This is a genomic window from Labilithrix sp. (assembly GCA_019637155.1).
Lineage (GTDB): Bacteria > Myxococcota_A > Polyangia > Polyangiales > Polyangiaceae > Labilithrix.
Genome location: JAHBWE010000002.1, coordinates 74,258 through 98,554 on the forward strand (window position 1 = coordinate 74,258; position 24,297 = coordinate 98,554).

Consider the following 24,297-nt stretch of genomic DNA (forward strand, 5'->3'; position numbering starts at 1 on the left):
CGGGGACGTCGTAGTGCGTGAAGGCCCGGAGGTCGTAGTCCCCTCGAGCCCCGCGAACGTCGTCGTGTCGAGCGCGCCGGTGAGCTGCGCGAGGACGAGGTTGCCGGCGAGCTCCTGGCGGATCGGCGCCGCCCACGGGCTCGTCTTGATCACGTCCTTGAAGGCGCCGCAGGCCGCCGTCGCCGCCGCCGCTTCCTTCGTGATGACCATCAGGTCCGAGTCGTCGCTCATGCACGCGTCGATGGCGTGGCGCTTCGCCGCCTTATAGCGGACGAGGCCCTCGTGGTAGGCCGCCGGCGAGCAGCGAAAAATGGCCCATCGGCGATCCATCACCCGTGCGCCGCGCCGGCGACAAAAGATTCCGCCACATTAACCGCCCCGAATACGGCGGAATTTCATAGACGACCAAAGATTCCGCCGCATATCGTCTCCCAAACATGGCGGAATCTGTCGTCGGACGAGAGGTCGAACGCGCGTTGCTCGACGCGATGCTCGCCTCGAAGGAAGCCGAGCTCATCGCGATCTACGGGCGGCGCCGGGTCGGCAAGACGTTCCTGATCCGCGAATGGGTCGAGCCGAAGGCCGACGTGTTCCTGACCGTCACGGGCTTGAAGGACGCTCCCGCCGCCGAGCAGCTCCTGCTCTTCCAACGCGAGGTCGAACGCGTGCTCTTCGACAACGCGCCCTTGCCTCCATTTCCGAGCTGGAAGGTCGCGTTCGAGACGATGGCGGCGGGGCTCGAGCGCGCGGCAAAGGACAAGAAGAACCGGAAGCTCGTCGTCTTCCTCGACGAGCTTCCATGGCTCGCGACGCGCCGCTCGCGGCTTGTGCAGGCGCTCGATCACACCTGGAACACGCGCCTCTCGCGGATCCCGTCCCTGCGGATGATCCTCTGCGGGAGCGCGGCGGCGTGGATGGTGAACGAGCTCGTTCACGCCAAAGGGGGACTCTACAACCGCATCACCCGACGCATCCATCTGCAGCCGTTCACGCTCCGCGAGACGAAGGCGTTCCTGGTGTCGCGCGGGCTGCGGCCCAAGCCGCTCGACGTGGTCGACCTCTACATGGCGGTGGGCGGCGTCCCGCACTACCTGAAACAAATGGAGCCGGGGCGCTCGGCCCAGGAGAACGTGGCGTATGCATGCTTCTCGGAGCATGGCTTGCTGCGTGACGAGTACCAGCGCCTGTTCGCCTCCCTCTTCGACGAGCCGGAGGAGCACGAGGCCATCGTTCGCGCGGTGGCCAAGCGCCGCGCAGGCGTCACCCGGATCGAGATCCTCGAATCGACCGGCCTCTCCTCGGGCGGACGGTTCGCGTCGCGCCTCGCGGAGCTGGAGCAGGCGGGGTTCCTCTCGTCGCTCCGCCCTTACCAGGCCAGGACGAAGAACACGCTCTACCGACTGACGGACGAGTATTGCTGGTTTTATCTGACGTGGATCGAGGCGGCGCCGAAGGGCGCGTTCGCGCGCGGCGGGCGGGACTACTGGCTCACCAAGAGCCGGAGCCGCGGCTTCGAGAGCTGGGCGGGCTATGCGTTCGAAGGGATCGTCCTCAAGCACGCCGCCGAGCTGCGGCGCGCCCTCGGCATCGACGCGGTGCCGTGCGAGATCGCGTCCTTCCGCCACGTCCCCAAGAGCCGCTCGGCGGCGACCGAAGGGGCGCAGATCGACGTCCTGTTCGACCGCGCCGACGACAGCATCAACGTCTGCGAGCTGAAGTACGGACGCGAGCCGTACGTCGTCACGAAGGCGTACGCCCGCGAGCTGCAGACGAAGCTCGAGGTCTTCGAGCGCGTGACGAAGACGCGCAAGAAGATCATCCTCACCCTCGTTTCGCCGCGCGGGCTGGTCGACAACGCCTGGTCGCGAGGCCTCGTCGAGCGCGTCGTGACGATCGATCCGTTGATGGGGCTCTGACGAGGGCTCAGGCCTCGAGCGACGCGACCGCGCCGCGGAGCGCGGAGACGGACGCCGACTTCAGGTACACGACGGGCGCGTCGTGGGGGACGAGCGCCTTCGCTTGATCGCGGAGCGAGTGGGAGACCATTCCGACCATGACGATCACCGCCGCGACCTTGCCGAGGATGCGGCGCGTCCCGCTCGGGACGCGGTTCTCGAAGTGACGCAGCTCGAGCCCGCGCTCCTCGACGACCTCGCGGTAGCGCTCCGACATGCCGCCGCTCCCGCCGACGACGATCACCGCTCCCTTCGCCTCGCTCTTCGCCATGCTCCGCCTTCGAGCAAGACCAGGACCACCGCGCGGCAGCCCGTGATCGTCGCGGAATCGACGGTGGAGCAGGGATATTCCCGCTATTTTGGCGACGCGGCCGACGGATCGATGCTGCCGATCCGACAAAGTGTCCGGCTGCCGACAGCCTCAGGGCGCGACGTTGGTGCAGTGCGCGTCCTTCCAGGGGAGGACCCAAGGCGTCACGGTGATGTCGATGTCGATCTCGACCTGCGGCGGGGTGGGCGCGACGACCCAGGCCCATCCCGTGGTCATCGGGCCGCTGAACTGCGCCTTGAAGTGACCGGGGGTCTTGCTCCCGGCCGCGATGTCGGAGGGGAGGGCGTCGACGGTGAGGCCGCAATCGGCGGTCGCGCTGGCGAAGTGCCAGTCGCCGGTGAGCCAGTTGCCGCGCTCCTTGAGCGTGCCGGTGAGGCCGCGCGCGTTCGAGCAGCCCGTGCCGGTCGCCGACGCGTGGATGTGGATGTTCGATTCGACGCCGGCCTTGTCGCGGAAATCCACCCGGAGCGCGACGTAGTCGGGATCGAGCGCGTGCCGGTCGTGGATCCCGTCATCGCAGTAGAGGGTCTTGCGAGCGATGGGGGTGACGGAGGCGATCTCCATCTCCTCGCCGTCGATCTTCACCCGAACGGTGCCGGTGCGCTCTTGCTCTTGCGCGCTCGGCGCGGGAGCGGGCGAAGGAGCCGGCGTCGCGTCGGGCGTCGAGGGCGTCGAGGGCGTCGAGCCGACGAGGGCTTCGCCGAAGCACTTCACGGCCGCCGGATCGACGTCGGAGACGAGCTTCGCCAGCGCCGTCTGGGCGCACACCGCGAAGGTCGCGCCGCAGGCGGGCGTGCCGGTGCAGGAGGACTCGAGCGCGCGAGCGAAGTCGTCGCCGAGCGGGAGGACGAGGTTCGCGAGCGGGCTCGACGCGCCGAAGAGCTCCGACTCGCAGACGGCGCCGGAGACCGGGCTGCAGCTCGAGCAGTAGGCCTTGGCGAGCGAGCGCTGCGCGTCGCTGGGCTCGAGCTTCGAGAGGTTCTCGCCGAGGCACGCGAAGGGCGACGCCGTGCACGACGGCGCATCGGAACAAGAGGAGAGGGCCTTCGCCGCGGCGGGGCTGAGGATCTTGTCGAACGCCCCGCACGCCGACGCGAGCGCGCCGTCGCAGGTGGAGGCCGTGGAAGTGGACGTGCACGCGGAGCGCCGCGCCTCGAGCGCGCCGCAGACGCCTTCCTTCGCGCCGCTCTCGTTCGCGGCGCCCGAGTTGTCGGCGGCGACGGGCGACTCGGCGCTCACGATCGGATCGGCGGAGCACGCGACGACGACGGGAGCAGCGATCAGAAGGGAGAGCCAAAAGCCCACTTGGCGACGCATGCCCTACATGTGAGCAAGGCGCATGCCGCGCGAGTGAACTTACGGATTATCCTGAAATTTCAACGAATAGCCGGCTTTTGGGTCGGGTCGCCGGCACCCCGATCATGGTCTGGTCCATTTCGAGATGAGCAACGCGGCGCCCGCCGGTGATCAGGCCGTCATCTGCTCGGGCGCGTCGCCGGTCAGCTCGATGTTGGCGCCGGTCTTCTTGAGCCACCACAGGAGGCCGACGAGGAGCATGCGGCGGTCGTCGACGAAGGAGGGCTTCTTGCCCTCGAAGTAGTGGCCGACGAACTGGAAGGTCCAGCCGACCGAGAACATGCCGGCCGCGAGCGGGAGCCCGACGACGGTCGCGCCGATCGGGATGCTCGCCGCGATGAGCGGGATCCCCACCTTGTGACACGCCTGGTTCAGCGGGTCCGTGTGGTCTGCCTCGTAGCCCTTCATCAACTGCGACCATTCCGAGCCGAGCTTCATCCTCCGAGCATAGCGCGGAAATCCCCTCGAAGCGCTTAGGGCGCGATTTCATGACGAAATGCTGTATCGTCGGTGCCCCAACCAATGCGTCTCGGCGTGCCGAAGGAGAGCCTGGAGGGCGAGCGTCGCGTCGCCGCGACCCCGGAGTCGGTCAAGAAGCTGCTCGGGATGGGGCTCGAGGTCGTCGTCGAGCGCGGCGCGGGCGCGGCCTCCGGCATCGCCGACGACGCGTACGTCGCGGCCGGCGCGACGATCGCGGACGACGCCTGGAGCAGCGACCTCGTCGTCAAGGTGCGCCCGCCGACGGAGGCCGAGGTCGCGAAGCTCGCGGAGGGCGCGTGCCTCGTGTCGCTCCTCCAGCCCGAGCGCCACGAGGCGCTCCCGGGCCTCCTCGCCGCGCGGAAGGTGTCGGCGATCGCGCTCGAGCGCATCCCGCGCGTGACGCGCGCGCAGAAGATGGACGTCCTCTCCTCGATGGCGAACCTCGTCGGCTACCGCGCGGTCGTCGAGGCGGCGCAGCACTACCAGGGCTTCTTCGGGCCGCAGGTCACCGCCGCGGGCACGATGCCGCCGGCGCGTGTCCTCGTCATCGGCGCGGGCGTCGCCGGCCTCGCCGCGGTCGCGGCCGCGCGCGCGCTCGGCGCCGAGGTCCGCGCCTTCGACACGCGCAAGGCGACGAAGGAGCAGGTCGAGAGCCTCGGCGCCGCGTTCCTCACCGTCGAGATCGAGGAAGAAGGGGAGGGCGGCGGCGGCTACGCGAAGGAGATGAGCCCCGCGTTCATCGCCGCGGAGATGGCGCTCTTCAAGAAGCAGGCGGCCGAGTGCGACGTCATCGTCACGACCGCGCTCATCCCCGGCAAGGCCGCCCCCGTCCTCGTGAAGAAGGAGGCCGTCGACGTGATGAAGCGCGGCTCCGTCGTCGTCGACCTCGCCGCGGAGCAGGGCGGCAACTGCGAGCTGACGGTCCCCAACGAGGTCATCAAATCCGACAATGGCGTCACAATCGTCGGACTCACCGATCTCGCGTCGCGCATGGGCGCGTCGGCGTCGCGCCTCTTCGCGAACAACGTCGTCCACCTGCTGAACGAGATCGTCGACGGCGCGAAGCTCCACCTCGATCTCGAGGACGACGTCATCCGCCCCGCCCTCGTCACCCACGGCGGCGAGGTGCTCCCGCGCCCCGCGCCGAAGGCCGCCGCCCCGCCGCCGCGTCCCTCCGTTCGCCCGCGCCCGCCGCCCGCCGCGGAGGCGAAGCCCGCCCAGACGCAGATCCGCTCGCCCACCCGCCGCGCGTGGGGCACCACCTTCGGCGGCCTCGTCGTCATCGTGCTCCTCTTCTTCGCCGGCCGCTTCGCGCCGCCGGACCTGCTCCAGCACTCGACCGTGTTCATCCTCGCGTGTTTCGTCGGCTGGCAGGTCATCTGGAGCGTCACCGCCGCGCTGCACACGCCGCTGATGAGCGTCACGAACGCGATCAGCGGCATCATCATCATCGGCGGCATGCTCCAGATCAGCTCGTCGCTCGACGCCGCCTCCGTCCTCGGCGCGCTCGCCGCGCTCTTCGCCGCGATCAACATCTGCGGTGGCTTCCTCGTGACCGAGCGCATGCTCCGGATGTTCAAGCGGTGACGTCGTGAGCGGATCGTTCTTCGGTGATTCGGGCGGGATCGCCAGCGTCGCGTACCTCGTCGCGGGCGTGCTCTTCATCCGCAGCCTCGGCGGCCTCTCGAAGCAGGAGACCGCGCGGCGCGGGAACTTCTCCGGCATCCTCGGGATGGCGATCGCGGTCATGATCACGGCCGCGGCGTGGGCGAGCCACCCCGGGCGCGACCTCGGGAGCGACCTCGGCGCGATCGGGATGCTCGGCGCGGCGCTCGTCGTCGGCGGCGCGATCGGCGGCGTCCTCGCGCGGCGCGTCGAGATGACGGGGATGCCCGAGCTCGTCGCGGTGCTCCACAGCTTCGTCGGCCTCGCGGCGGTCCTCGTCGGCTTCGCGTCGTACCTCTCGCCGAGCGCGGCGGCGATGCACCCCGGCGTCGAGCGCACGGTCCACCTCGTCGAGATCGGGATCGGCATCGCCGTCGGCGCGCTCACGTTCACGGGCTCCGTCATCGCGTGGGCGAAGCTCCGCGGCAGCCTCTCCGGCAAGCCGCTCCTGCTCCCCGGCCGCCACGCGCTGAACGCCGTCGTCGCCGCCGCGGTGCTGGGGCTCACGGTGCCGATCGTGCTCGCGGAGGGCAGCGCGGGCCTGCCGTACCTCGGCGCGATCGCGGTCCTCGCGGGCGCGCTCGGCGTCCACCTCGTCATGGCGATCGGCGGCGCCGACATGCCCGTCGTCGTGTCGCTCCTCAACAGCTACTCGGGCTGGGCCGCGGCCGCGGCGGGCTTCGTGCTCGCGAACGATCTCCTCATCGTCACCGGCGCGCTCGTCGGATCGAGCGGCGCGATCCTCTCGATCATCATGTGCCGCGCGATGAACCGATCGATCGCGAACGTCATCTTCGGCGGCTTCGGCACCGCCGACGCGAAGGCCCCCGCCGCCGGCGCCGCCGCCGCCCCGGCGGGCGCGGTGATCGAGATCTCGCTCGCGGACACCGCCGCGATGCTGCGCGACGCGAAGAGCGTCGTCATCGTGCCGGGCTACGGCATGGCGGTCGCGCGCGCGCAGTCGGCGGTGCACGACCTCACGCGCGTGCTGCAGGAGCGCGGCACGACGGTGCGCTTCGCGATCCATCCCGTCGCGGGCCGCCTCCCCGGGCACATGAACGTGCTCCTCGCGGAGGCGGGCGTGCCTTACGACATCGTCCTCGAGATGGAGGACATCAACCACGACTTCCCGAAGACGGACGCGGTCCTCGTCATCGGCGCGAACGACATCGTGAACCCGGGCGCGCTCGACGACGCGTCGAGCCCGATTTACGGCATGCCCGTCCTCGAGGTCTGGAAGGCGAAGACGACGGTGGTGCTGAAGCGCGGCATGGCGGCGGGCTACGCCGGCGTCGAGAACCCGCTCTTCCACCTCGAGAACACGCGCATGCTCTTCGGCGACGCGAAGAAGAGCATGGACGGTCTCGTCACCGCGCTCCGGACCTGAAAATCCGTCAAATCACCGAAGCGTCTCCGCGTTCGTTTTGCGGGAAGATTCCACAAAATGCGCGGGATCCCGCGCGATCCAGAGTGGCGGCTCGGCGCCGGCTAATTCCGCGAAAAAAGAAGCGTTGTTCGTGCTTGCCGATCCAGGTGCCGTTGCTATGAAGGCGCACGATGCGTCGCCTTGCAACAGGTCTGGTCTGCGCTTCTGCGCTCGGAGTCCTCGCAGTGTTCGGCGCGGCGTGTGCAGCCGGCGGCACGCTGGACAACGAACCGCCGCCGGACGTCGCGGTCGCGCCGACCGAGCCGGGCGTGAAGCTCCCGCCGAAGTCGAGCTCGTCGTCGAGCGGCGAGCCGGGCGGCGAAGACGACGACGACGACCTCGGCGGTCCCACGGGCGACGGCGGACCGACGTCGAAGCCCGACGGCGGCGGCACGAACCCCGGACTGGACGCGGGCCCGCCTCCTCCGCCGGCCCCGGTCGCGGGCGATCCGTGCCCGACGCTCGACGAGCTGCGGAGCGCCTCGTGCGGGTTCTGCGGCACGAAGAAGACGATCTGCGAGAAGACGCGCGACGGCTCGCTCAAGTGGGCGCCGTACTCGGCGTGCGAGGGCCAGCCGGCGGACGCGGTCTGCGCGGCGGGCAGCGTGGAGCCGGAGCCCTGCGGCAACTGCGGAACGCGCGTGCGCACGTGCTCGAACGCCTGCAAGTGGGTGGTCGGCGCCTGCACGGTGCCGCCGGCGGCGGAGTGCGCGCCGGCGACGCTCGACCTCACGAACGCGGGCTGCCCCGAGGACCAGTACGGCAAGTACGTCTATCGCGTGCGCTCTTGCCGGAGCGACTGCTCCTTCAACCCGTACTCGTCGTGCATCTCGCCGCCGGCGGCGCTCGAGATCGGGCAGACGCTCAACACGGTCAGCTCCACGGTCGCGATCCTCGCGGGCAGCCTCGCGCGCGCCAGCGGCACCACCTGCCCCCTCACCGCCGCGTTCGGCGAGGGCCGCGCCTACGCGTACACGCAGATCCGCAACCCGCTGAGCATGGACGCCACGGTCAGCATCTACAACTCCGAGGCTCCCGGCGGCGCGAAGATCAAGACGAACCTCGTCGCGTACGAAGGCGACGAAGCGCCCTCGACGGCCGACGCGCGCAAGCAGTGCGTCCGCGCGTCGACGAGCTTCAACCAGAGCATCACCGGCGGTCCGGGCTTCGCGATCATGGAGACCACGAGGCGGGTCACGATCAAGGCGGGCGGGAGCATCATGCTCTACACGTCGGCCGTCGACGCGAACGTGAGCGGCTCGGTCAAGGTCAACGTGAAGACGGAGATCCTCGCCGTCCCGGCCTCGACGCCCTAGCCCTAGCTCCTCGCACATCACGCTCCGTGGTCCCTGATTCGGAGGGGCGGGGCATGGACGATCCGGTGGACCAGGGGATCGTCTCAACAGCGTTGCGGAACTTTTCCACCGCCGCGTTTTTCCGGGCGATCACGCATGAAAACCGAGCCTTCGGCGCGGGTGTGACCTGGTCACCGTCTTGCTAGAGAGCAAGACATGGACACGCGAGACTCGGGCGTCATCGACCTCTTCGCGATTCACAAGGAAGAGGAGCGCCGCATCTCGGAGGCTCCGCCGGCGAGCACGGGTGCGCTTCCGCCGGTGTCGTTCGACACCCACGTGACGCCCGGCGGCGACGCCGACATCGACGCGCTCGCCTTCGCGCAGCAGAAGTCTCGCCAGCGGGCGAAGATCATCGGCGGCGTCATCGGTGGCCTGGCCGTCATCGGCATCCTCGTCGCCGCCATCGCGAGCGGCGGCAAGGAGGAGCCCGCAAAGGACGCCACCGCCGCCGCGCCTCCCGCCGCGACCGAAACCATCCCCGCCGCCGCGCCGGAGCCGCCCCCGGTCGCCGAGGCCCCCAAGCCCGCCGCCACGCCGGAGCCCGCCCCCCCTTCCACCGCCAAGTCCGACGGTGCCTACAGCCGCAAAGACGCCGTCGCAGCCTACAAGAAGTCCCAAGGCAAAGGCTCCCGCAAGACCAAGCCCATCGGCACCGGCATCAAGCTCCAAAAAATCCAAAGCTCCGGCACAAACTGACGGGCCCGCGGTGAGCACACGCCGCGGAACCGACGGGCGCCGCTGAAGCGCCCTGAGGCTCGCCACCGATAGGTATCGGCGGCGAGTACCGCGCTCGCCAATGGCTCCACCGATAGGTATCGGCGGAGCCCGGACGCTCCTCCCACGCACCGATGTGCGTCTCACTTCAATGGAGCCGCCGATTGGTATCGGCGGAGAGGGCTCGAGAAGCTCGGCTGCACCTTCACCCTTCGGATCGCTTCAATGGAGCCGCCGATTGGTATCGGCGGAGAGTCGACGGGCAGGCTCAGCGACGCCGCCGCGAGCTCGTAGCTTCAATGGAGCCGCCGATTGGTATCGGCGGAGAGCGATCGGCGTCGACGGCGAGCCGGTCTCCGCGGACTGGCTTCAATGGAGCCGCCGATTGGTATCGGCGGAGAGTCAACGCCTGGTGGATCACGCCGGGCGACGCCGGCGAGCTTCAATGGAGCCGCCGATTGGTATCGGCGGAGAGACGACGGGTCGCGATGGGTGTGTCATGCCGTGTCCGGAGTGCTTCAATGGAGCCGCCGATTGGTATCGGCGGAGAGAGTGGCGCGCGATCGTGACCATCCGGAGAGGAGACGTTGCTTCAATGGAGCCGCCGATTGGTATCGGCGGAGAGCGCTCGCCAAGATGGCGCTCCGCGACATGCTCGGAGCGCTTCAATGGAGCCGCCGATTGGTATCGGCGGAGAGTGAGCAGCCTCCCGACGAGCTCGATCTCTTTCGGCGCGCTTCAATGGAGCCGCCGATTGGTATCGGCGGAGAGATCCAATCGCCCGCGCGCAGCGCCGCGGCGAGCCGCGGCTTCAATGGAGCCGCCGATTGGTATCGGCGGAGAGGACACCACGGCGGGCGGAGACGGCATCGGCGGAGCGGGCTTCAATGGAGCCGCCGATTGGTATCGGCGGAGAGGCGGCGATGAAGGACGTTCACTTATGACTCGACTCGACGCTTCAATGGAGCCGCCGATTGGTATCGGCGGAGAGCCGTCGACGAGCCGGTCTGCCAGATGCGCACGATCTCGCTTCAATGGAGCCGCCGATTGGTATCGGCGGAGAGGCGAGATACCAGTAGGCGGAGCCGCCATTCAGCGTCTGCTTCAATGGAGCCGCCGATTGGTATCGGCGGAGAGCGCGGCAACTTCGGCGCGTCGCTTTCGTCGACCGTGCCGCTTCAATGGAGCCGCCGATTGGTATCGGCGGAGAGCCAAGGGCGACCGCTGGGGTGAGATCGGTGCGCGCCGCGCTTCAATGGAGCCGCCGATTGGTATCGGCGGAGAGGTGGCGAGCGCGGACGTCTCGCGCGTTGCGCGATCGAGGCTTCAATGGAGCCGCCGATTGGTATCGGCGGAGAGGAGCGCGCACTCCTGCACTCGCTCGGAATCGAAGTATGAGAGCTTCAATGGAGCCGCCGATTGGTATCGGCGGAGAGCTCGATCTTCTCTCGTCCGCCGGATTCGCTCTCGACGGCTTCAATGGAGCCGCCGATTGGTATCGGCGGAGAGCGATCTTCTTCGCGCGCTTCCCCGCGTCGCTCTTCTCGAGCTTCAATGGAGCCGCCGATTGGTATCGGCGGAGAGGCCCCAAAGCGTCCTCGCCGGCGCCGTTCGGTACGTGGCTTCAATGGAGCCGCCGATTGGTATCGGCGGAGAGTCGCGTCGCTGTGGTGGCGCGTCGTCGTGATGTCGGCGCTTCAATGGAGCCGCCGATTGGTATCGGCGGAGAGGCGGCGGCTTGCGCGGCCTGCGCGATCGCGTCCTCGTAGCTTCAATGGAGCCGCCGATTGGTATCGGCGGAGAGATACACAATGAATAGCGCTGATTTGGTGCTGTTTGCTGCTTCAATGGAGCCGCCGATTGGTATCGGCGGAGAGTGTCGGTGACACGCTAGCAAAGCGTGGTGATATCGTAGCTTCAATGGAGCCGCCGATTGGTATCGGCGGAGAGGAGGCGGCCGACGCGCTCGGAGACGTCGCCGACGCGGCGCTTCAATGGAGCCGCCGATTGGTATCGGCGGAGAGCCCGCGGCGTCGACGTCCTCGTAGATCGCGAGGTACCGGCTTCAATGGAGCCGCCGATTGGTATCGGCGGAGAGGGGATTGGGACACGGTCTCGCATCCGGAGCGGAGCGACGCTTCAATGGAGCCGCCGATTGGTATCGGCGGAGAGCTCGTACGCGCGGCAGAACGTGGCGTCGCGCACGCGTACGCTTCAATGGAGCCGCCGATTGGTATCGGCGGAGAGTCAACGGGGAGCGCCGCGCCGTCCGGCGGGCTCCCGGGCTTCAATGGAGCCGCCGATTGGTATCGGCGGAGAGCGCGGGCCGCTGGCTCCTCACGCATCAGGGGCTGGCCTTGCTTCAATGGAGCCGCCGATTGGTATCGGCGGAGAGAGATCGCGCGCTGCAGCGGCGTCGCGGTCGTGAGGCCGCTTCAATGGAGCCGCCGATTGGTATCGGCGGAGAGAACGACGTCGGCTGGATCGGCGGCGGCGGCGGCAGCGGCTTCAATGGAGCCGCCGATTGGTATCGGCGGAGAGGCTGCGGCGGAGGCCCGGCATGTCGAGGCGCGGCGGGCCGCTTCAATGGAGCCGCCGATTGGTATCGGCGGAGAGCGAAGTGGTACTCGACCCCTGTGACGAAGCGCGGGAAGCTTCAATGGAGCCGCCGATTGGTATCGGCGGAGAGTCCTCCGCGTCCTCGCGGACCAGCCGGGCTACGGCCTGCTTCAATGGAGCCGCCGATTGGTATCGGCGGAGAGGGCGCCGACGCCTTGTCGAGGACGGAGATGACGAGCCCGCTTCAATGGAGCCGCCGATTGGTATCGGCGGAGAGTGGCGAAGGCCTGGACGTCTCCCATCGCCGCGCGCTTGCTTCAATGGAGCCGCCGATTGGTATCGGCGGAGAGGGTCCCATCGATCGCCCTCGAGCGTCGTGTAGAGGAGGCTTCAATGGAGCCGCCGATTGGTATCGGCGGAGAGGCCGAGCCGCAGCGGCTTCGCCTGGTCGCAGATCGATCCGCTTCAATGGAGCCGCCGATTGGTATCGGCGGAGAGCACGCGCTCGCGTATCGGCCGGACTGCTTCGTCGCCACGCTTCAATGGAGCCGCCGATTGGTATCGGCGGAGAGGCCGCCGGCGACGTGACGACGACGCGGAAGACCTCCGGGCTTCAATGGAGCCGCCGATTGGTATCGGCGGAGAGGCGTCCTTCGCTGGGCCGACGATCGACAGGTCGCAGGGCTTCAATGGAGCCGCCGATTGGTATCGGCGGAGAGGCGTGTCTCGGCAACGAGGGAACCAACGGCTTCGCGCCGCTTCAATGGAGCCGCCGATTGGTATCGGCGGAGAGCATGGCGTGTCACGATACGACCCCCGGCGTCCAGATAGCTTCAATGGAGCCGCCGATTGGTATCGGCGGAGAGCCGCGTCCGCCACGGCGAAGAAGCGCGCGAGTGCGCCGCTTCAATGGAGCCGCCGATTGGTATCGGCGGAGAGGGAGCGCCCACGCAGCATCGGTTCGAGCGCGTCACGTGCTTCAATGGAGCCGCCGATTGGTATCGGCGGAGAGTCGTCATCACGCGGAAGGGACGTCGTCACGATGAGCCGCTTCAATGGAGCCGCCGATTGGTATCGGCGGAGAGTTGAACTCCGCCTCGACGTGCTCAAGCGTCACCCGGTAGCTTCAATGGAGCCGCCGATTGGTATCGGCGGAGAGGACGAGCACGCCCCGAGCGTGGCTGCGGCAAGCGCGAGCTTCAATGGAGCCGCCGATTGGTATCGGCGGAGAGGCGACGAGAGCGCCGCCGAAGACGACAAGACCAAGGCGCTTCAATGGAGCCGCCGATTGGTATCGGCGGAGAGTGCCGGGACGGCCACGCCAAGACCAGGATGCGGCGTTGCTTCAATGGAGCCGCCGATTGGTATCGGCGGAGAGACACCGACGATTTGCCGGAGATGGCGGCCGCGGTCGCGCTTCAATGGAGCCGCCGATTGGTATCGGCGGAGAGGGACAACTTCCACCGACTCGAGGACGCGCCCGGCTCGCTTCAATGGAGCCGCCGATTGGTATCGGCGGAGAGTCGAGCGACGGCTCGCGACGGCCGCGCGAGAGAAGATGCTTCAATGGAGCCGCCGATTGGTATCGGCGGAGAGCGGCCTCTCCGATTCGGTCCGCTCCCTCCGTTCCCAGCTTCAATGGAGCCGCCGATTGGTATCGGCGGAGAGCGATGAGGAAGGCTGGCGATCTGTTCGCGCCGCTCACGCTTCAATGGAGCCGCCGATTGGTATCGGCGGAGAGGTGATCGCGTTCGCGGTGCCGAGCGCTTGGACGGGACCGCTTCAATGGAGCCGCCGATTGGTATCGGCGGAGAGTCGTCGTCCGTCCCACGCGAGCCACACGGACCACGCCTGCTTCAATGGAGCCGCCGATTGGTATCGGCGGAGAGGGCAGCGCCGCGAGCGCCGCCGCGAGTTCGCTCGTCATCGGCTTCAATGGAGCCGCCGATTGGTATCGGCGGAGAGGCAGGGGCGCCGTGGCTTTGTCGATCGCCGATAGAACGCTTCAATGGAGCCGCCGATTGGTATCGGCGGAGAGGCGAGGATCGCCTCGAGGCCCGCGCGCGCACGGCCGGTGCTTCAATGGAGCCGCCGATTGGTATCGGCGGAGAGGACCGGCACCGTGAACCTCAGCGCCGCGTTCGCGGCGCTTCAATGGAGCCGCCGATTGGTATCGGCGGAGAGACCCGCGCGGGTCCGTGGCGCTCGTCCTCCGTCACCTCCCAGAAGCTTCAATGGAGCCGCCGATTGGTATCGGCGGAGAGAGTGGTCGAGATCCTCGGCCATGGGTCGCACGTCCCAGCTTCAATGGAGCCGCCGATTGGTATCGGCGGAGAGGGACGATCGAGCGGTCGAAGAGGTCGCCCGGCTTCTTGCTTCAATGGAGCCGCCGATTGGTATCGGCGGAGAGATGACGATCACCGGGGACATCTACGTCCACGATGACCCGCTTCAATGGAGCCGCCGATTGGTATCGGCGGAGAGGATGATGGGCCTCATCGTGGAGGGCGAGGCGGGAAAAGCTTCAATGGAGCCGCCGATTGGTATCGGCGGAGAGGACGCTCGAAGGTGATCGGCTTGCCGCACGCGTCGCAGCTTCAATGGAGCCGCCGATTGGTATCGGCGGAGAGGCGTACGCGGCTGGGACGTCCCCGCCGCGAGAGCCTGCTTCAATGGAGCCGCCGATTGGTATCGGCGGAGAGCTCCGGCCGAGCCCGCGGCGGCGGAGCCTCCGCCCGCCGCTTCAATGGAGCCGCCGATTGGTATCGGCGGAGAGTCGCCTCACCGCCGCCGAGGTCGCGCGGCGGTGCGGCTTCAATGGAGCCGCCGATTGGTATCGGCGGAGAGGGTCCTCTGGAAAGACGCGCCCCGCTTCCAATTCCACGCTTCAATGGAGCCGCCGATTGGTATCGGCGGAGAGTCCGCCCCGGCGGTGCCGTCGTAGACGCAAATGAACGGCTTCAATGGAGCCGCCGATTGGTATCGGCGGAGAGGAAGGGACGCTGCGTCGGTGGTCGCGCGTCGTCACGCCGCTTCAATGGAGCCGCCGATTGGTATCGGCGGAGAGTTCGCGCATCGCGTCCGGCACCGCTTCGCCCGCGCCGGGCTTCAATGGAGCCGCCGATTGGTATCGGCGGAGAGGCGAACGTGAGGCTGGTCAAGTGAGCAAAGGCAAGGACGCTTCAATGGAGCCGCCGATTGGTATCGGCGGAGAGGGCGTGGACCGCATCCGGACGAGCATATCTCCTCGGCTGCTTCAATGGAGCCGCCGATTGGTATCGGCGGAGAGCGATGCGGCGCGCGTTGCTGCCATCGCGGACTACTTCGCTTCAATGGAGCCGCCGATTGGTATCGGCGGAGAGATCGACCGTTAGGATTCCGCCGGCCAGTGTGTTGCTCGCTTCAATGGAGCCGCCGATTGGTATCGGCGGAGAGCCAGACGATCGGACCGAACGGCGAGCGGTACATCGACGCTTCAATGGAGCCGCCGATTGGTATCGGCGGAGAGCGCGCGGGCACTGGTCGTCCCGCGCGCGCCGCACGAAGCTTCAATGGAGCCGCCGATTGGTATCGGCGGAGAGGCCCTATGATTTCGTGCACACTGCAATAGTTGAGGTCTGCTTCAATGGAGCCGCCGATTGGTATCGGCGGAGAGACGTTGCGGCTGCTCGAGCGGCGATCGAAGCCGTCGCGCTTCAATGGAGCCGCCGATTGGTATCGGCGGAGAGCCCGGGCTCTCGTGGCCGACCGGCGCGGGCTCGCCGCGGCTTCAATGGAGCCGCCGATTGGTATCGGCGGAGAGGCGATCTCCCGATGAGCGGCAGCGCCGTCGGCGTGCCGCTTCAATGGAGCCGCCGATTGGTATCGGCGGAGAGGCCCCTTCATCGCGCGGCCGGTCGACGTGCTCTGATCGCTTCAATGGAGCCGCCGATTGGTATCGGCGGAGAGTGTCCGCCGCGTGGATCGCAACCTCGAGGTCCTCGAGGCTTCAATGGAGCCGCCGATTGGTATCGGCGGAGAGCACCGTTGATCGTGACGTACTTGCCCGCCTGGCCGACGCTTCAATGGAGCCGCCGATTGGTATCGGCGGAGAGTCTGGAGCACGATGTCGCCGCCGACGCCGTCGACGTCGCTTCAATGGAGCCGCCGATTGGTATCGGCGGAGAGGAGCGGGGAGGCCGCAAACATCGAAGTGGCGACGCTGGCTTCAATGGAGCCGCCGATTGGTATCGGCGGAGAGCCCGATGAGCGGCAGCGCCGTCGGCGTGCCGAATCCGGGGCTTCAATGGAGCCGCCGATTGGTATCGGCGGAGAGGCGCGCGGGCACTGGTCGTCCCGCGCGCGCCGCACGAAGCTTCAATGGAGCCGCCGATTGGTATCGGCGGAGAGGTGCAGGCCTTCGAACTGGCGATGCAGGCCGCCAAGCCGCTTCAATGGAGCCGCCGATTGGTATCGGCGGAGAGTGTCCGCCGCGTGGATCGCAACCTCGAGGTCCTCGAGGCTTCAATGGAGCCGCCGATTGGTATCGGCGGAGAGGGATGCGTGAGCCGGAGCTCCGTGCGGAGCTCGACGCCGCTTCAATGGAGCCGCCGATTGGTATCGGCGGAGAGAAGCGCGGCAAGCTCGTTCGGCGGACAGAGCTGATCGCTTCAATGGAGCCGCCGATTGGTATCGGCGGAGAGTCGACGGCGGCGCCGATCGCGTCGCGGCCGCCGTCGCGCTTCAATGGAGCCGCCGATTGGTATCGGCGGAGAGTCGAGCTTGCTCTTGAGGATCTTGAGACCCTTGCCGGCGCTTCAATGGAGCCGCCGATTGGTATCGGCGGAGAGATGTCGATGCCGGTGCCCTGGAGCTCCTGCCAGCCGATGCTTCAATGGAGCCGCCGATTGGTATCGGCGGAGAGGCGCGTTGATCTGGGTGGCGAGGCCGACCTCGACGTCGCTTCAATGGAGCCGCCGATTGGTATCGGCGGAGAGGTCAGCGAGTTCGGCAACGGCATCGTGAGGGCGATCGAGCTTCAATGGAGCCGCCGATTGGTATCGGCGGAGAGCTCGCGAGCTCGAGCCGCTTCTCCCGCGGGAGCGCCGCGCTTCAATGGAGCCGCCGATTGGTATCGGCGGAGAGTCTCGGTGATGACCATCATCCGAGACTCGAGGTCCATGCTTCAATGGAGCCGCCGATTGGTATCGGCGGAGAGTCTTCCGCGTGCGCGTGCGCGGCGAATTCGTCGAAAAGGCTTCAATGGAGCCGCCGATTGGTATCGGCGGAGAGCTCCACGAGGACCTCCGCGCAGGCCTCGACCGTGACGCGCTTCAATGGAGCCGCCGATTGGTATCGGCGGAGAGCTTGCAGGTAAGTGATCCTCTCCGACAACTTCGAGTCGCTTCAATGGAGCCGCCGATTGGTATCGGCGGAGAGTTCCGATCGGGCACGGCGCGAAGAGGCGCGCGCCGTGACGCTTCAATGGAGCCGCCGATTGGTATCGGCGGAGAGCGGGATACACCATGATGCTGGGGCGCAACGTCCTGGAGCTTCAATGGAGCCGCCGATTGGTATCGGCGGAGAGTCCGCGGCCCTCGCACGGCCTACCAGTGGGCGATCCGCGCTTCAATGGAGCCGCCGATTGGTATCGGCGGAGAGGCCCGACGACGGCTTGCGATCGCCGCTCGCCCACATCCGCTTCAATGGAGCCGCCGATTGGTATCGGCGGAGAGCGCCGAAGCCGGCGAGGAAGGACCCCGCGGCCGCCGCGCTTCAATGGAGCCGCCGATTGGTATCGGCGGAGAGCTCACGTTGCTCACGTCCACCCAGCCGGACGCGGGCAGCTTCAATGGAGCCGCCGATTGGTATCGGCGGAGAGCGGGCGCCATCGTCCCCGCGGCGAACGCGGGGAGCGCGCTTCAATGGAGCCGCCGATTGGTATCGGCGGAGAGTGGCGCGCGATCGTGACAATCCGGAGCGGAGACGTCGCTTCAATGGAGCCGCCGATTGGTATCGGCGGAGAGCGGGCGCCATCGTCCCCGCGGCGAACGCGGGGAGCGCGCTTCAATGGAGCCGCCGATTGGTATCGGCGGAGAGCTTCGGAGCTGTGAGGGAGGAAGTCAACATGGAAGAGAAGCTTCAATGGAGCCGCCGATTGGTATCGGCGGAGAGCGCTCGCCACGCTGCCAGTGCACGCCGAGCGCGATCGCCGCTTCAATGGAGCCGCCGATTGGTATCGGCGGAGAGCTGCCCGGGCGTGTGCTCGTAGCCCTGGACGAGGTCGGCGCTTCAATGGAGCCGCCGATTGGTATCGGCGGAGAGCGGGTTCGTGCGCTCTCTCGCTGCGCCATCGTTCGAGTCGCTTCAATGGAGCCGCCGATTGGTATCGGCGGAGAGCGGCGCGAACCGCGTCGTGTTCGCGCCGTTCGTGCCGCTTCAATGGAGCCGCCGATTGGTATCGGCGGAGAGGATCCAGCTCTCCGATTCGCGAAATCCGGCTTTTTCGGCTTCAATGGAGCCGCCGATTGGTATCGGCGGAGAGTTGATGCGCCGATGGCGGCGCGAGCACGTCCCGCTCGCGCTTCAATGGAGCCGCCGATTGGTATCGGCGGAGAGGGCGCGCTCCGCCGGAGCAGGAGTGCTTTCCGTTCGCGCTTCAATGGAGCCGCCGATTGGTATCGGCGGAGAGCTCGAGGACATCGACGGCAACGGCGTCGCGATCGCGGCGCTTCAATGGAGCCGCCGATTGGTATCGGCGGAGAGAACTCACCGCTCCGTCGTGGGAGCAGCTCGTCAACGGGCTTCAATGGAGCCGCCGATTGGTATCGGCGGAGAGGCGGCCGACGTCGACGCGGCACCTGGCTCAACCGCCTCGCTTCAATGGAGCCGCCGATTGGTATCGGCGGAGAGTCCTCGCCGTCGGATGCGCGAAGCCTCCCGTGAGCCCGCTTCAATGGAGCCGCCGATTGGTATCGGCGGAGAGTCCGATCGGGCACGGCGCGAAGAGGCGCGCGCCGTGACGCTTCAATGGAGCCGCCGATTGGTATCGGCGGAGAGGCGCCGCAAGAGGTCGCGTACCCGGACTTCGAGCTGACGCTTCAATGGAGCCGCCGATTGGTATCGGCGGAGAGCGCCGAACGCGACGGCCGCGGTCACGCCGTGCGCGACGCTTCAATGGAGCCGCCGATTGGTATCGGCGGAGAGACTCGAGGTCATGACCGCTGACGAGGCGCGCGCGCACGCGCTTCAATGGAGCCGCCGATTGGTATCGGCGGAGAGCCTGGGACGATCGTCCATGTGCAGTTCGTGCGCGCGGCGCTTCAATGGAGCCGCCGATTGGTATCGGCGGAGAGGCTCGTCCACGTTCAGCGGCGCCGCACTCATCAATGTGCTTCAATGGAGCCGCCGATTGGTATCGGCGGAGAGTACGACGATGAGCGTGAGCTCTAACGAGGTCGGGCCCCGCTTCAATGGAGCCGCCGATTGGTATCGGCGGAGAGCGATCGCCGAGGACGCGCTCCCCGCCGTCCTCGAGGAGGCGCTTCAATGGAGCCGCCGATTGGTATCGGCGGAGAGCGCGCGCTGAAAGGCGAGCTCGAGATCGAGTCGCCGTCGCTTCAATGGAGCCGCCGATTGGTATCGGCGGAGAGCCGGAGCTCGGTGCGTCGCAGCGGAGCGAGGTTGCCGCCGCTTCAATGGAGCCGCCGATTGGTATCGGCGGAGAGGGGGTGGAACGGCGGATGGGGCGGCGGGTGCGGCGGGTGGCTTCAATGGAGCCGCCGATTGGTATCGGCGGAGAGGCCCAAGCTCGTCCTCGACTGCGCCGCCCCGTTCACGATGCTTCAATGGAGCCGCCGATTGGTATCGGCGGAGAGGCGCCGCCGCGCTCGGAGCAGGGCTCTACACGCTCTCGCTTCAATGGAGCCGCCGATTGGTATCGGCGGAGAGGGGAGCAGGAGTGCGTCGCCTCTTCCTCGCAAAAGACTGGCTTCAATGGAGCCGCCGATTGGTATCGGCGGAGAGCGATGGCGCACAAGGTTCGTCAGGATATCGCTGGGTAGCTTCAATGGAGCCGCCGATTGGTATCGGCGGAGAGTTGGTTACATGTTCTCGTACGACGTGACGAAGATCATCGCTTCAATGGAGCCGCCGATTGGTATCGGCGGAGAGTATGGCATCTACGGCGGCAACAGCCGCGCGGCGCGCGAGCTTCAATGGAGCCGCCGATTGGTATCGGCGGAGAGGGGCGCAGGTTCGTGCGCTGGCAGGGCGCCGAGCAGGCGCTTCAATGGAGCCGCCGATTGGTATCGGCGGAGAGGCCATGCTCGTGGTCGCTCTCCTCGCGCTTCGATCGGCTTCAATGGAGCCGCCGATTGGTATCGGCGGAGAGGGCGCAGGTTCGTGCGCTGGCAGGGCGCCGAGCAGGCGCTTCAATGGAGCCGCCGATTGGTATCGGCGGAGAGCCGACGTAGGCCTCCGCCGCGTCGTGCAGGAGCCCCTCGCTTCAATGGAGCCGCCGATTGGTATCGGCGGAGAGTCCAACGAAGCGCGCCGGCGAGCGTGTCGAGCTTCCGCTGCTTCAATGGAGCCGCCGATTGGTATCGGCGGAGAGTGCGCGATCCCGACGTGCAGCGCCTTGCCGCCCGCCGAGCTTCAATGGAGCCGCCGATTGGTATCGGCGGAGAGTGAAATCGTCAACGTTGCCGGGCCAGTTGATGGAGACGCTTCAATGGAGCCGCCGATTGGTATCGGCGGAGAGCCGCGGCTCCTCGTTCTTCGACTCGGGCGACGACTGGCGCTTCAATGGAGCCGCCGATTGGTATCGGCGGAGAGACGCGTACGCGGCTGGGACGTCCCCGCCGCGAGATCCTGCTTCAATGGAGCCGCCGATTGGTATCGGCGGAGAGGTCACGCCGTCGGGCGCGACGTGCCAGTCGAATCCGTCGCTTCAATGGAGCCGCCGATTGGTATCGGCGGAGAGCGTACTGAGTGCTACAGCAATCGTGCATGGTTCCTCCGCTTCAATGGAGCCGCCGATTGGTATCGGCGGAGAGAACACGAGTTCGACGACGTCCTGATTCGAGTCGCCGGGGTGGCTTCAATGGAGCCGCCGATTGGTATCGGCGGAGAGTCGTGAAGAACCTGGACATCGCCGAGCTGGCGTCCGTGCTTCAATGGAGCCGCCGATTGGTATCGGCGGAGAGTCGTCGCGTCGACGAAGATCATGTCAGCGGCGGCGCTGCTTCAATGGAGCCGCCGATTGGTATCGGCGGAGAGCGAAGCGCCATTCGCCGTTGCAGCTCCACGACCCATCGCTTCAATGGAGCCGCCGATTGGTATCGGCGGAGAGGTCACGGCAGCACCATCGGGACGAAGTAGATGAGGCGGCTTCAATGGAGCCGCCGATTGGTATCGGCGGAGAGCCGGTGACGCTCTGCCCTCCGGGGGACGCCGCGCCCCAGCTTCAATGGAGCCGCCGATTGGTATCGGCGGAGAGGCCCGGCGCGATCGCCTTCGCCGTCTGCGACTCGTAGCTTCAATGGAGCCGCCGATTGGTATCGGCGGAGAGGGCGCGCCGGAGGTCGCCGATGTCCGCCGCGTGGATCGGCTTCAATGGAGCCGCCGATTGGTATCGGCGGAGAGGCGGGTCAGAGCAGGTGCCGCATCCTCGAGCCACACCCGCTTCAATGGAGCCGCCGATTGGTATCGGCGGAGAGGCCTCGTGGTCCTCCCGCCGGACCCGGTGGTAGTCCGCGCTTCAATGGAGCCGCCGATTGGTATCGGCGGAGAGACGTCGGCGCCCTTGATCGCCCAGCGCCCGAGCGCGAAGCTTCAATGGAGCCGCCGATTGGTATCGGCGGAGAGCCGTCCGTGGGTACCGCGCTCAACGGCTACGCGCCAGCGCTTCAATGGAGCCGCCGATTGGTATCGGCGGAGAGGCCGACCAGTTCCAGTTCCCGGCGCTCGCGATCTACCGGCTTCAATGGAGCCGCCGATTGGTATCGGCGGAGAGTGGTCGACGTACATGACGTCCGCCATCGACAGGATGAAGCTTCAATGGAGCCGCCGATTGGTATCGGCGGAGAGCGCGGGCGGCCCCGGAACTCGGTACGCGCTCTTCGTCGCTTCAATGGAGCCGCCGATTGGTATCGGCGGAGAGCCACGAGCGCGCAGCACGTGAGCGGCGTGCGAACGTCAGGCTTCAATGGAGCCGCCGATTGGTATCGGCGGAGAGCTCCGCGCGCTCGGTCTCGATCTTCTCGCGCTCCGCTCGCTTCAATGGAGCCGCCGATTGGTATCGGCGGAGAGGCGCCGCGCGCCGCCCAAGTCGACGACACCGGCGGGGCGCTTCAATGGAGCCGCCGATTGGTATCGGCGGAGAGTCGCCGGCTTCTTCACCACGACGAATGCGTCACCGACGCTTCAATGGAGCCGCCGATTGGTATCGGCGGAGAGCGAGGGCGGCATCGGCTCGCGCGTCGCCGCGAAGCTCGCTTCAATGGAGCCGCCGATTGGTATCGGCGGAGAGGATCCGCGAGCTCGGCGAGATCGTCATGGCGAAGACGCTTCAATGGAGCCGCCGATTGGTATCGGCGGAGAGCGAGGAGGGTCAGCCCGTCCTTCGTCGCAGTCTCGAGGCTTCAATGGAGCCGCCGATTGGTATCGGCGGAGAGATTGCACGCCCTCCATCCGTACGTTCGCCGTGATGTTGCTTCAATGGAGCCGCCGATTGGTATCGGCGGAGAGGGCGATCTGCGCGCGGAGCCCGCCCATGATCAACGTACGCTTCAATGGAGCCGCCGATTGGTATCGGCGGAGAGGCTCGGCGGGCTCGACGCGCTTCTTGGTCGGGATGGCGCTTCAATGGAGCCGCCGATTGGTATCGGCGGAGAGGGCGAGAGCAGCTTCGCGTTCGTGACGTAGACGCCCTCGCTTCAATGGAGCCGCCGATTGGTATCGGCGGAGAGCCCAATGCGGGGCATCCCGCCGTGCACGCTCAACGCAGCGCTTCAATGGAGCCGCCGATTGGTATCGGCGGAGAGAGCCTGGCCCGACACCTTCGACGTCGACGGCACGGGCGCTTCAATGGAGCCGCCGATTGGTATCGGCGGAGAGTCGCCGAAGCGAACCTCGGCGGTGACCCCGTTCGCGACGCTTCAATGGAGCCGCCGATTGGTATCGGCGGAGAGGGCCCGGGGTCGGGTTGGCCGCGTTGGTGGGCGTGTAGCTTCAATGGAGCCGCCGATTGGTATCGGCGGAGAGGGACCCCCATGCGTACCCACACGACAACGGCTCGCCCGCTTCAATGGAGCCGCCGATTGGTATCGGCGGAGAGGGATGCTCATTCTCGGATGGCTCGCGAAACACGGAATCGCTTCAATGGAGCCGCCGATTGGTATCGGCGGAGAGCGGCAAGGCGAGAGAGGTCGAGATGCGTCTCTCGACGCTTCAATGGAGCCGCCGATTGGTATCGGCGGAGAGAGTACACGATCCAGCCGCTCTACATCATCGAGGACGGGCTTCAATGGAGCCGCCGATTGGTATCGGCGGAGAGCCGCGGCACCAAGCGGCGCGTTCGGCGAGAGCTGGCCGCTTCAATGGAGCCGCCGATTGGTATCGGCGGAGAGGCGCGCCGCCAGAAGGATCAGTGGTGGCGGCGTCTCGTGCTTCAATGGAGCCGCCGATTGGTATCGGCGGAGAGACGGGTGCGCAACGCTCTCGATCGTTGCGGATGCGTGAGCTTCAATGGAGCCGCCGATTGGTATCGGCGGAGAGCCCCACTGAGGATCGGGAATGGTCCCTCGACGCGAAGCCGCTTCAATGGAGCCGCCGATTGGTATCGGCGGAGAGACGCGCAAGGCGGCGGTGAGCGCGTTGCGCGCCGCTCGGCTTCAATGGAGCCGCCGATTGGTATCGGCGGAGAGGTCATCATGCCGGTGAGGCTCTGATGGCCGCCCGCCAGCTTCAATGGAGCCGCCGATTGGTATCGGCGGAGAGGAGACGATCGCGCTTGTCGTACGTCGCGAACCAGTCCGCTTCAATGGAGCCGCCGATTGGTATCGGCGGAGAGGCGACGACCTTGTGGTCGTCGGAGAGACCGACCTTCACGCTTCAATGGAGCCGCCGATTGGTATCGGCGGAGAGCGGCAGACCGCGCCTTCGTCCAACAGGTCCAGGCGACAGCTTCAATGGAGCCGCCGATTGGTATCGGCGGAGAGGACACCTCTACGCCTTCTCGCCTTGAGGTAAGCCCCGCTTCAATGGAGCCGCCGATTGGTATCGGCGGAGAGCGGTCGGCCACGAGAGCCCGGGCGGACGCTTGCCGTCGCTTCAATGGAGCCGCCGATTGGTATCGGCGGAGAGGATCAGGTCGTCCCGCACCCCGAGACCGGCGAGCTCGCGCTTCAATGGAGCCGCCGATTGGTATCGGCGGAGAGAGGCGTTCAAGGCCCGGTGCTTGGAGCGACTCGA

Annotated in this window: 9 protein-coding genes and 1 CRISPR repeat array (1 of these 10 running past the window's edge); of the genes, 6 read left to right on the forward strand and 3 right to left on the reverse strand. The window is 67.1% G+C overall.

Going from position 1 to position 24,297, the window contains the following annotated elements:
- The first annotated feature begins 13 nt into the window (after window positions 1-13).
- Together KF837_04180 and KF837_04185 are read left to right on the forward strand one after the other, a co-directional pair.
- The gene (locus KF837_04180) at window positions 14-268 is read left to right on the forward strand and encodes a hypothetical protein (GenBank protein MBX3226481.1); all 255 of its coding nucleotides are present in this window, start codon (window positions 14-16) and stop codon (window positions 266-268) included.
- 169 nt (window positions 269-437) lie between these two features.
- Window positions 438-1,916: an ATP-binding protein gene (locus KF837_04185; GenBank protein ID MBX3226482.1), complete on the forward strand. Its 1,479-nt coding sequence runs from the start codon at window positions 438-440 to the stop codon at window positions 1,914-1,916.
- Window positions 1,917-1,923: 7 nt separating this feature from the next.
- On the opposite strand, the gene KF837_04190 is transcribed toward KF837_04185, so the two are convergent.
- The 3 genes from KF837_04190 to KF837_04200 form a co-directional block, all read right to left on the reverse strand.
- The gene (locus KF837_04190; GenBank protein MBX3226483.1) at window positions 1,924-2,226 is read right to left on the reverse strand and encodes a DUF2325 domain-containing protein; all 303 of its coding nucleotides are present in this window, start codon (window positions 2,224-2,226) and stop codon (window positions 1,924-1,926) included.
- A gap of 150 nt (window positions 2,227-2,376) precedes the next feature.
- The gene (locus KF837_04195) at window positions 2,377-3,603 is read right to left on the reverse strand and encodes a hypothetical protein (protein ID MBX3226484.1); all 1,227 of its coding nucleotides are present in this window, start codon (window positions 3,601-3,603) and stop codon (window positions 2,377-2,379) included.
- Window positions 3,604-3,753: 150 nt separating this feature from the next.
- Window positions 3,754-4,080: a DUF962 domain-containing protein gene (locus KF837_04200; protein MBX3226485.1), complete on the reverse strand. Its 327-nt coding sequence runs from the start codon at window positions 4,078-4,080 to the stop codon at window positions 3,754-3,756.
- A gap of 84 nt (window positions 4,081-4,164) precedes the next feature.
- Between KF837_04200 and KF837_04205 the strand changes: the two genes are divergently transcribed.
- The 4 genes from KF837_04205 to KF837_04220 all read left to right on the forward strand — a co-directional run bounded on the left by KF837_04205 (window position 4,165) and on the right by KF837_04220 (window position 9,267).
- Entirely contained in the window at window positions 4,165-5,709 is a 1,545-nt protein-coding gene (locus KF837_04205) for a Re/Si-specific NAD(P)(+) transhydrogenase subunit alpha (GenBank protein ID MBX3226486.1), read from the forward strand.
- A 4-nt stretch (window positions 5,710-5,713) separates the two neighbouring features.
- Window positions 5,714-7,174, forward strand: a complete 1,461-nt coding sequence (locus KF837_04210) for an NAD(P)(+) transhydrogenase (Re/Si-specific) subunit beta (GenBank protein ID MBX3226487.1) — start codon at window positions 5,714-5,716, stop codon at window positions 7,172-7,174.
- Window positions 7,175-7,344: 170 nt separating this feature from the next.
- A complete protein-coding gene (locus KF837_04215) occupies window positions 7,345-8,529 on the forward strand; it encodes a hypothetical protein (protein ID MBX3226488.1) in 1,185 nt (394 codons plus the stop codon).
- Window positions 8,530-8,724: 195 nt separating this feature from the next.
- On the forward strand, window positions 8,725-9,267 hold the full coding sequence (locus KF837_04220) for a hypothetical protein (protein ID MBX3226489.1): 543 nt from the start codon (window positions 8,725-8,727) through the stop codon (window positions 9,265-9,267).
- Between the two features lie 94 nt (window positions 9,268-9,361).
- A CRISPR array of direct repeats spans window positions 9,362-24,297; the repeat unit is 36 nt; unit sequence GCTTCAATGGAGCCGCCGATTGGTATCGGCGGAGAG; it runs 1,947 nt beyond the window's last position.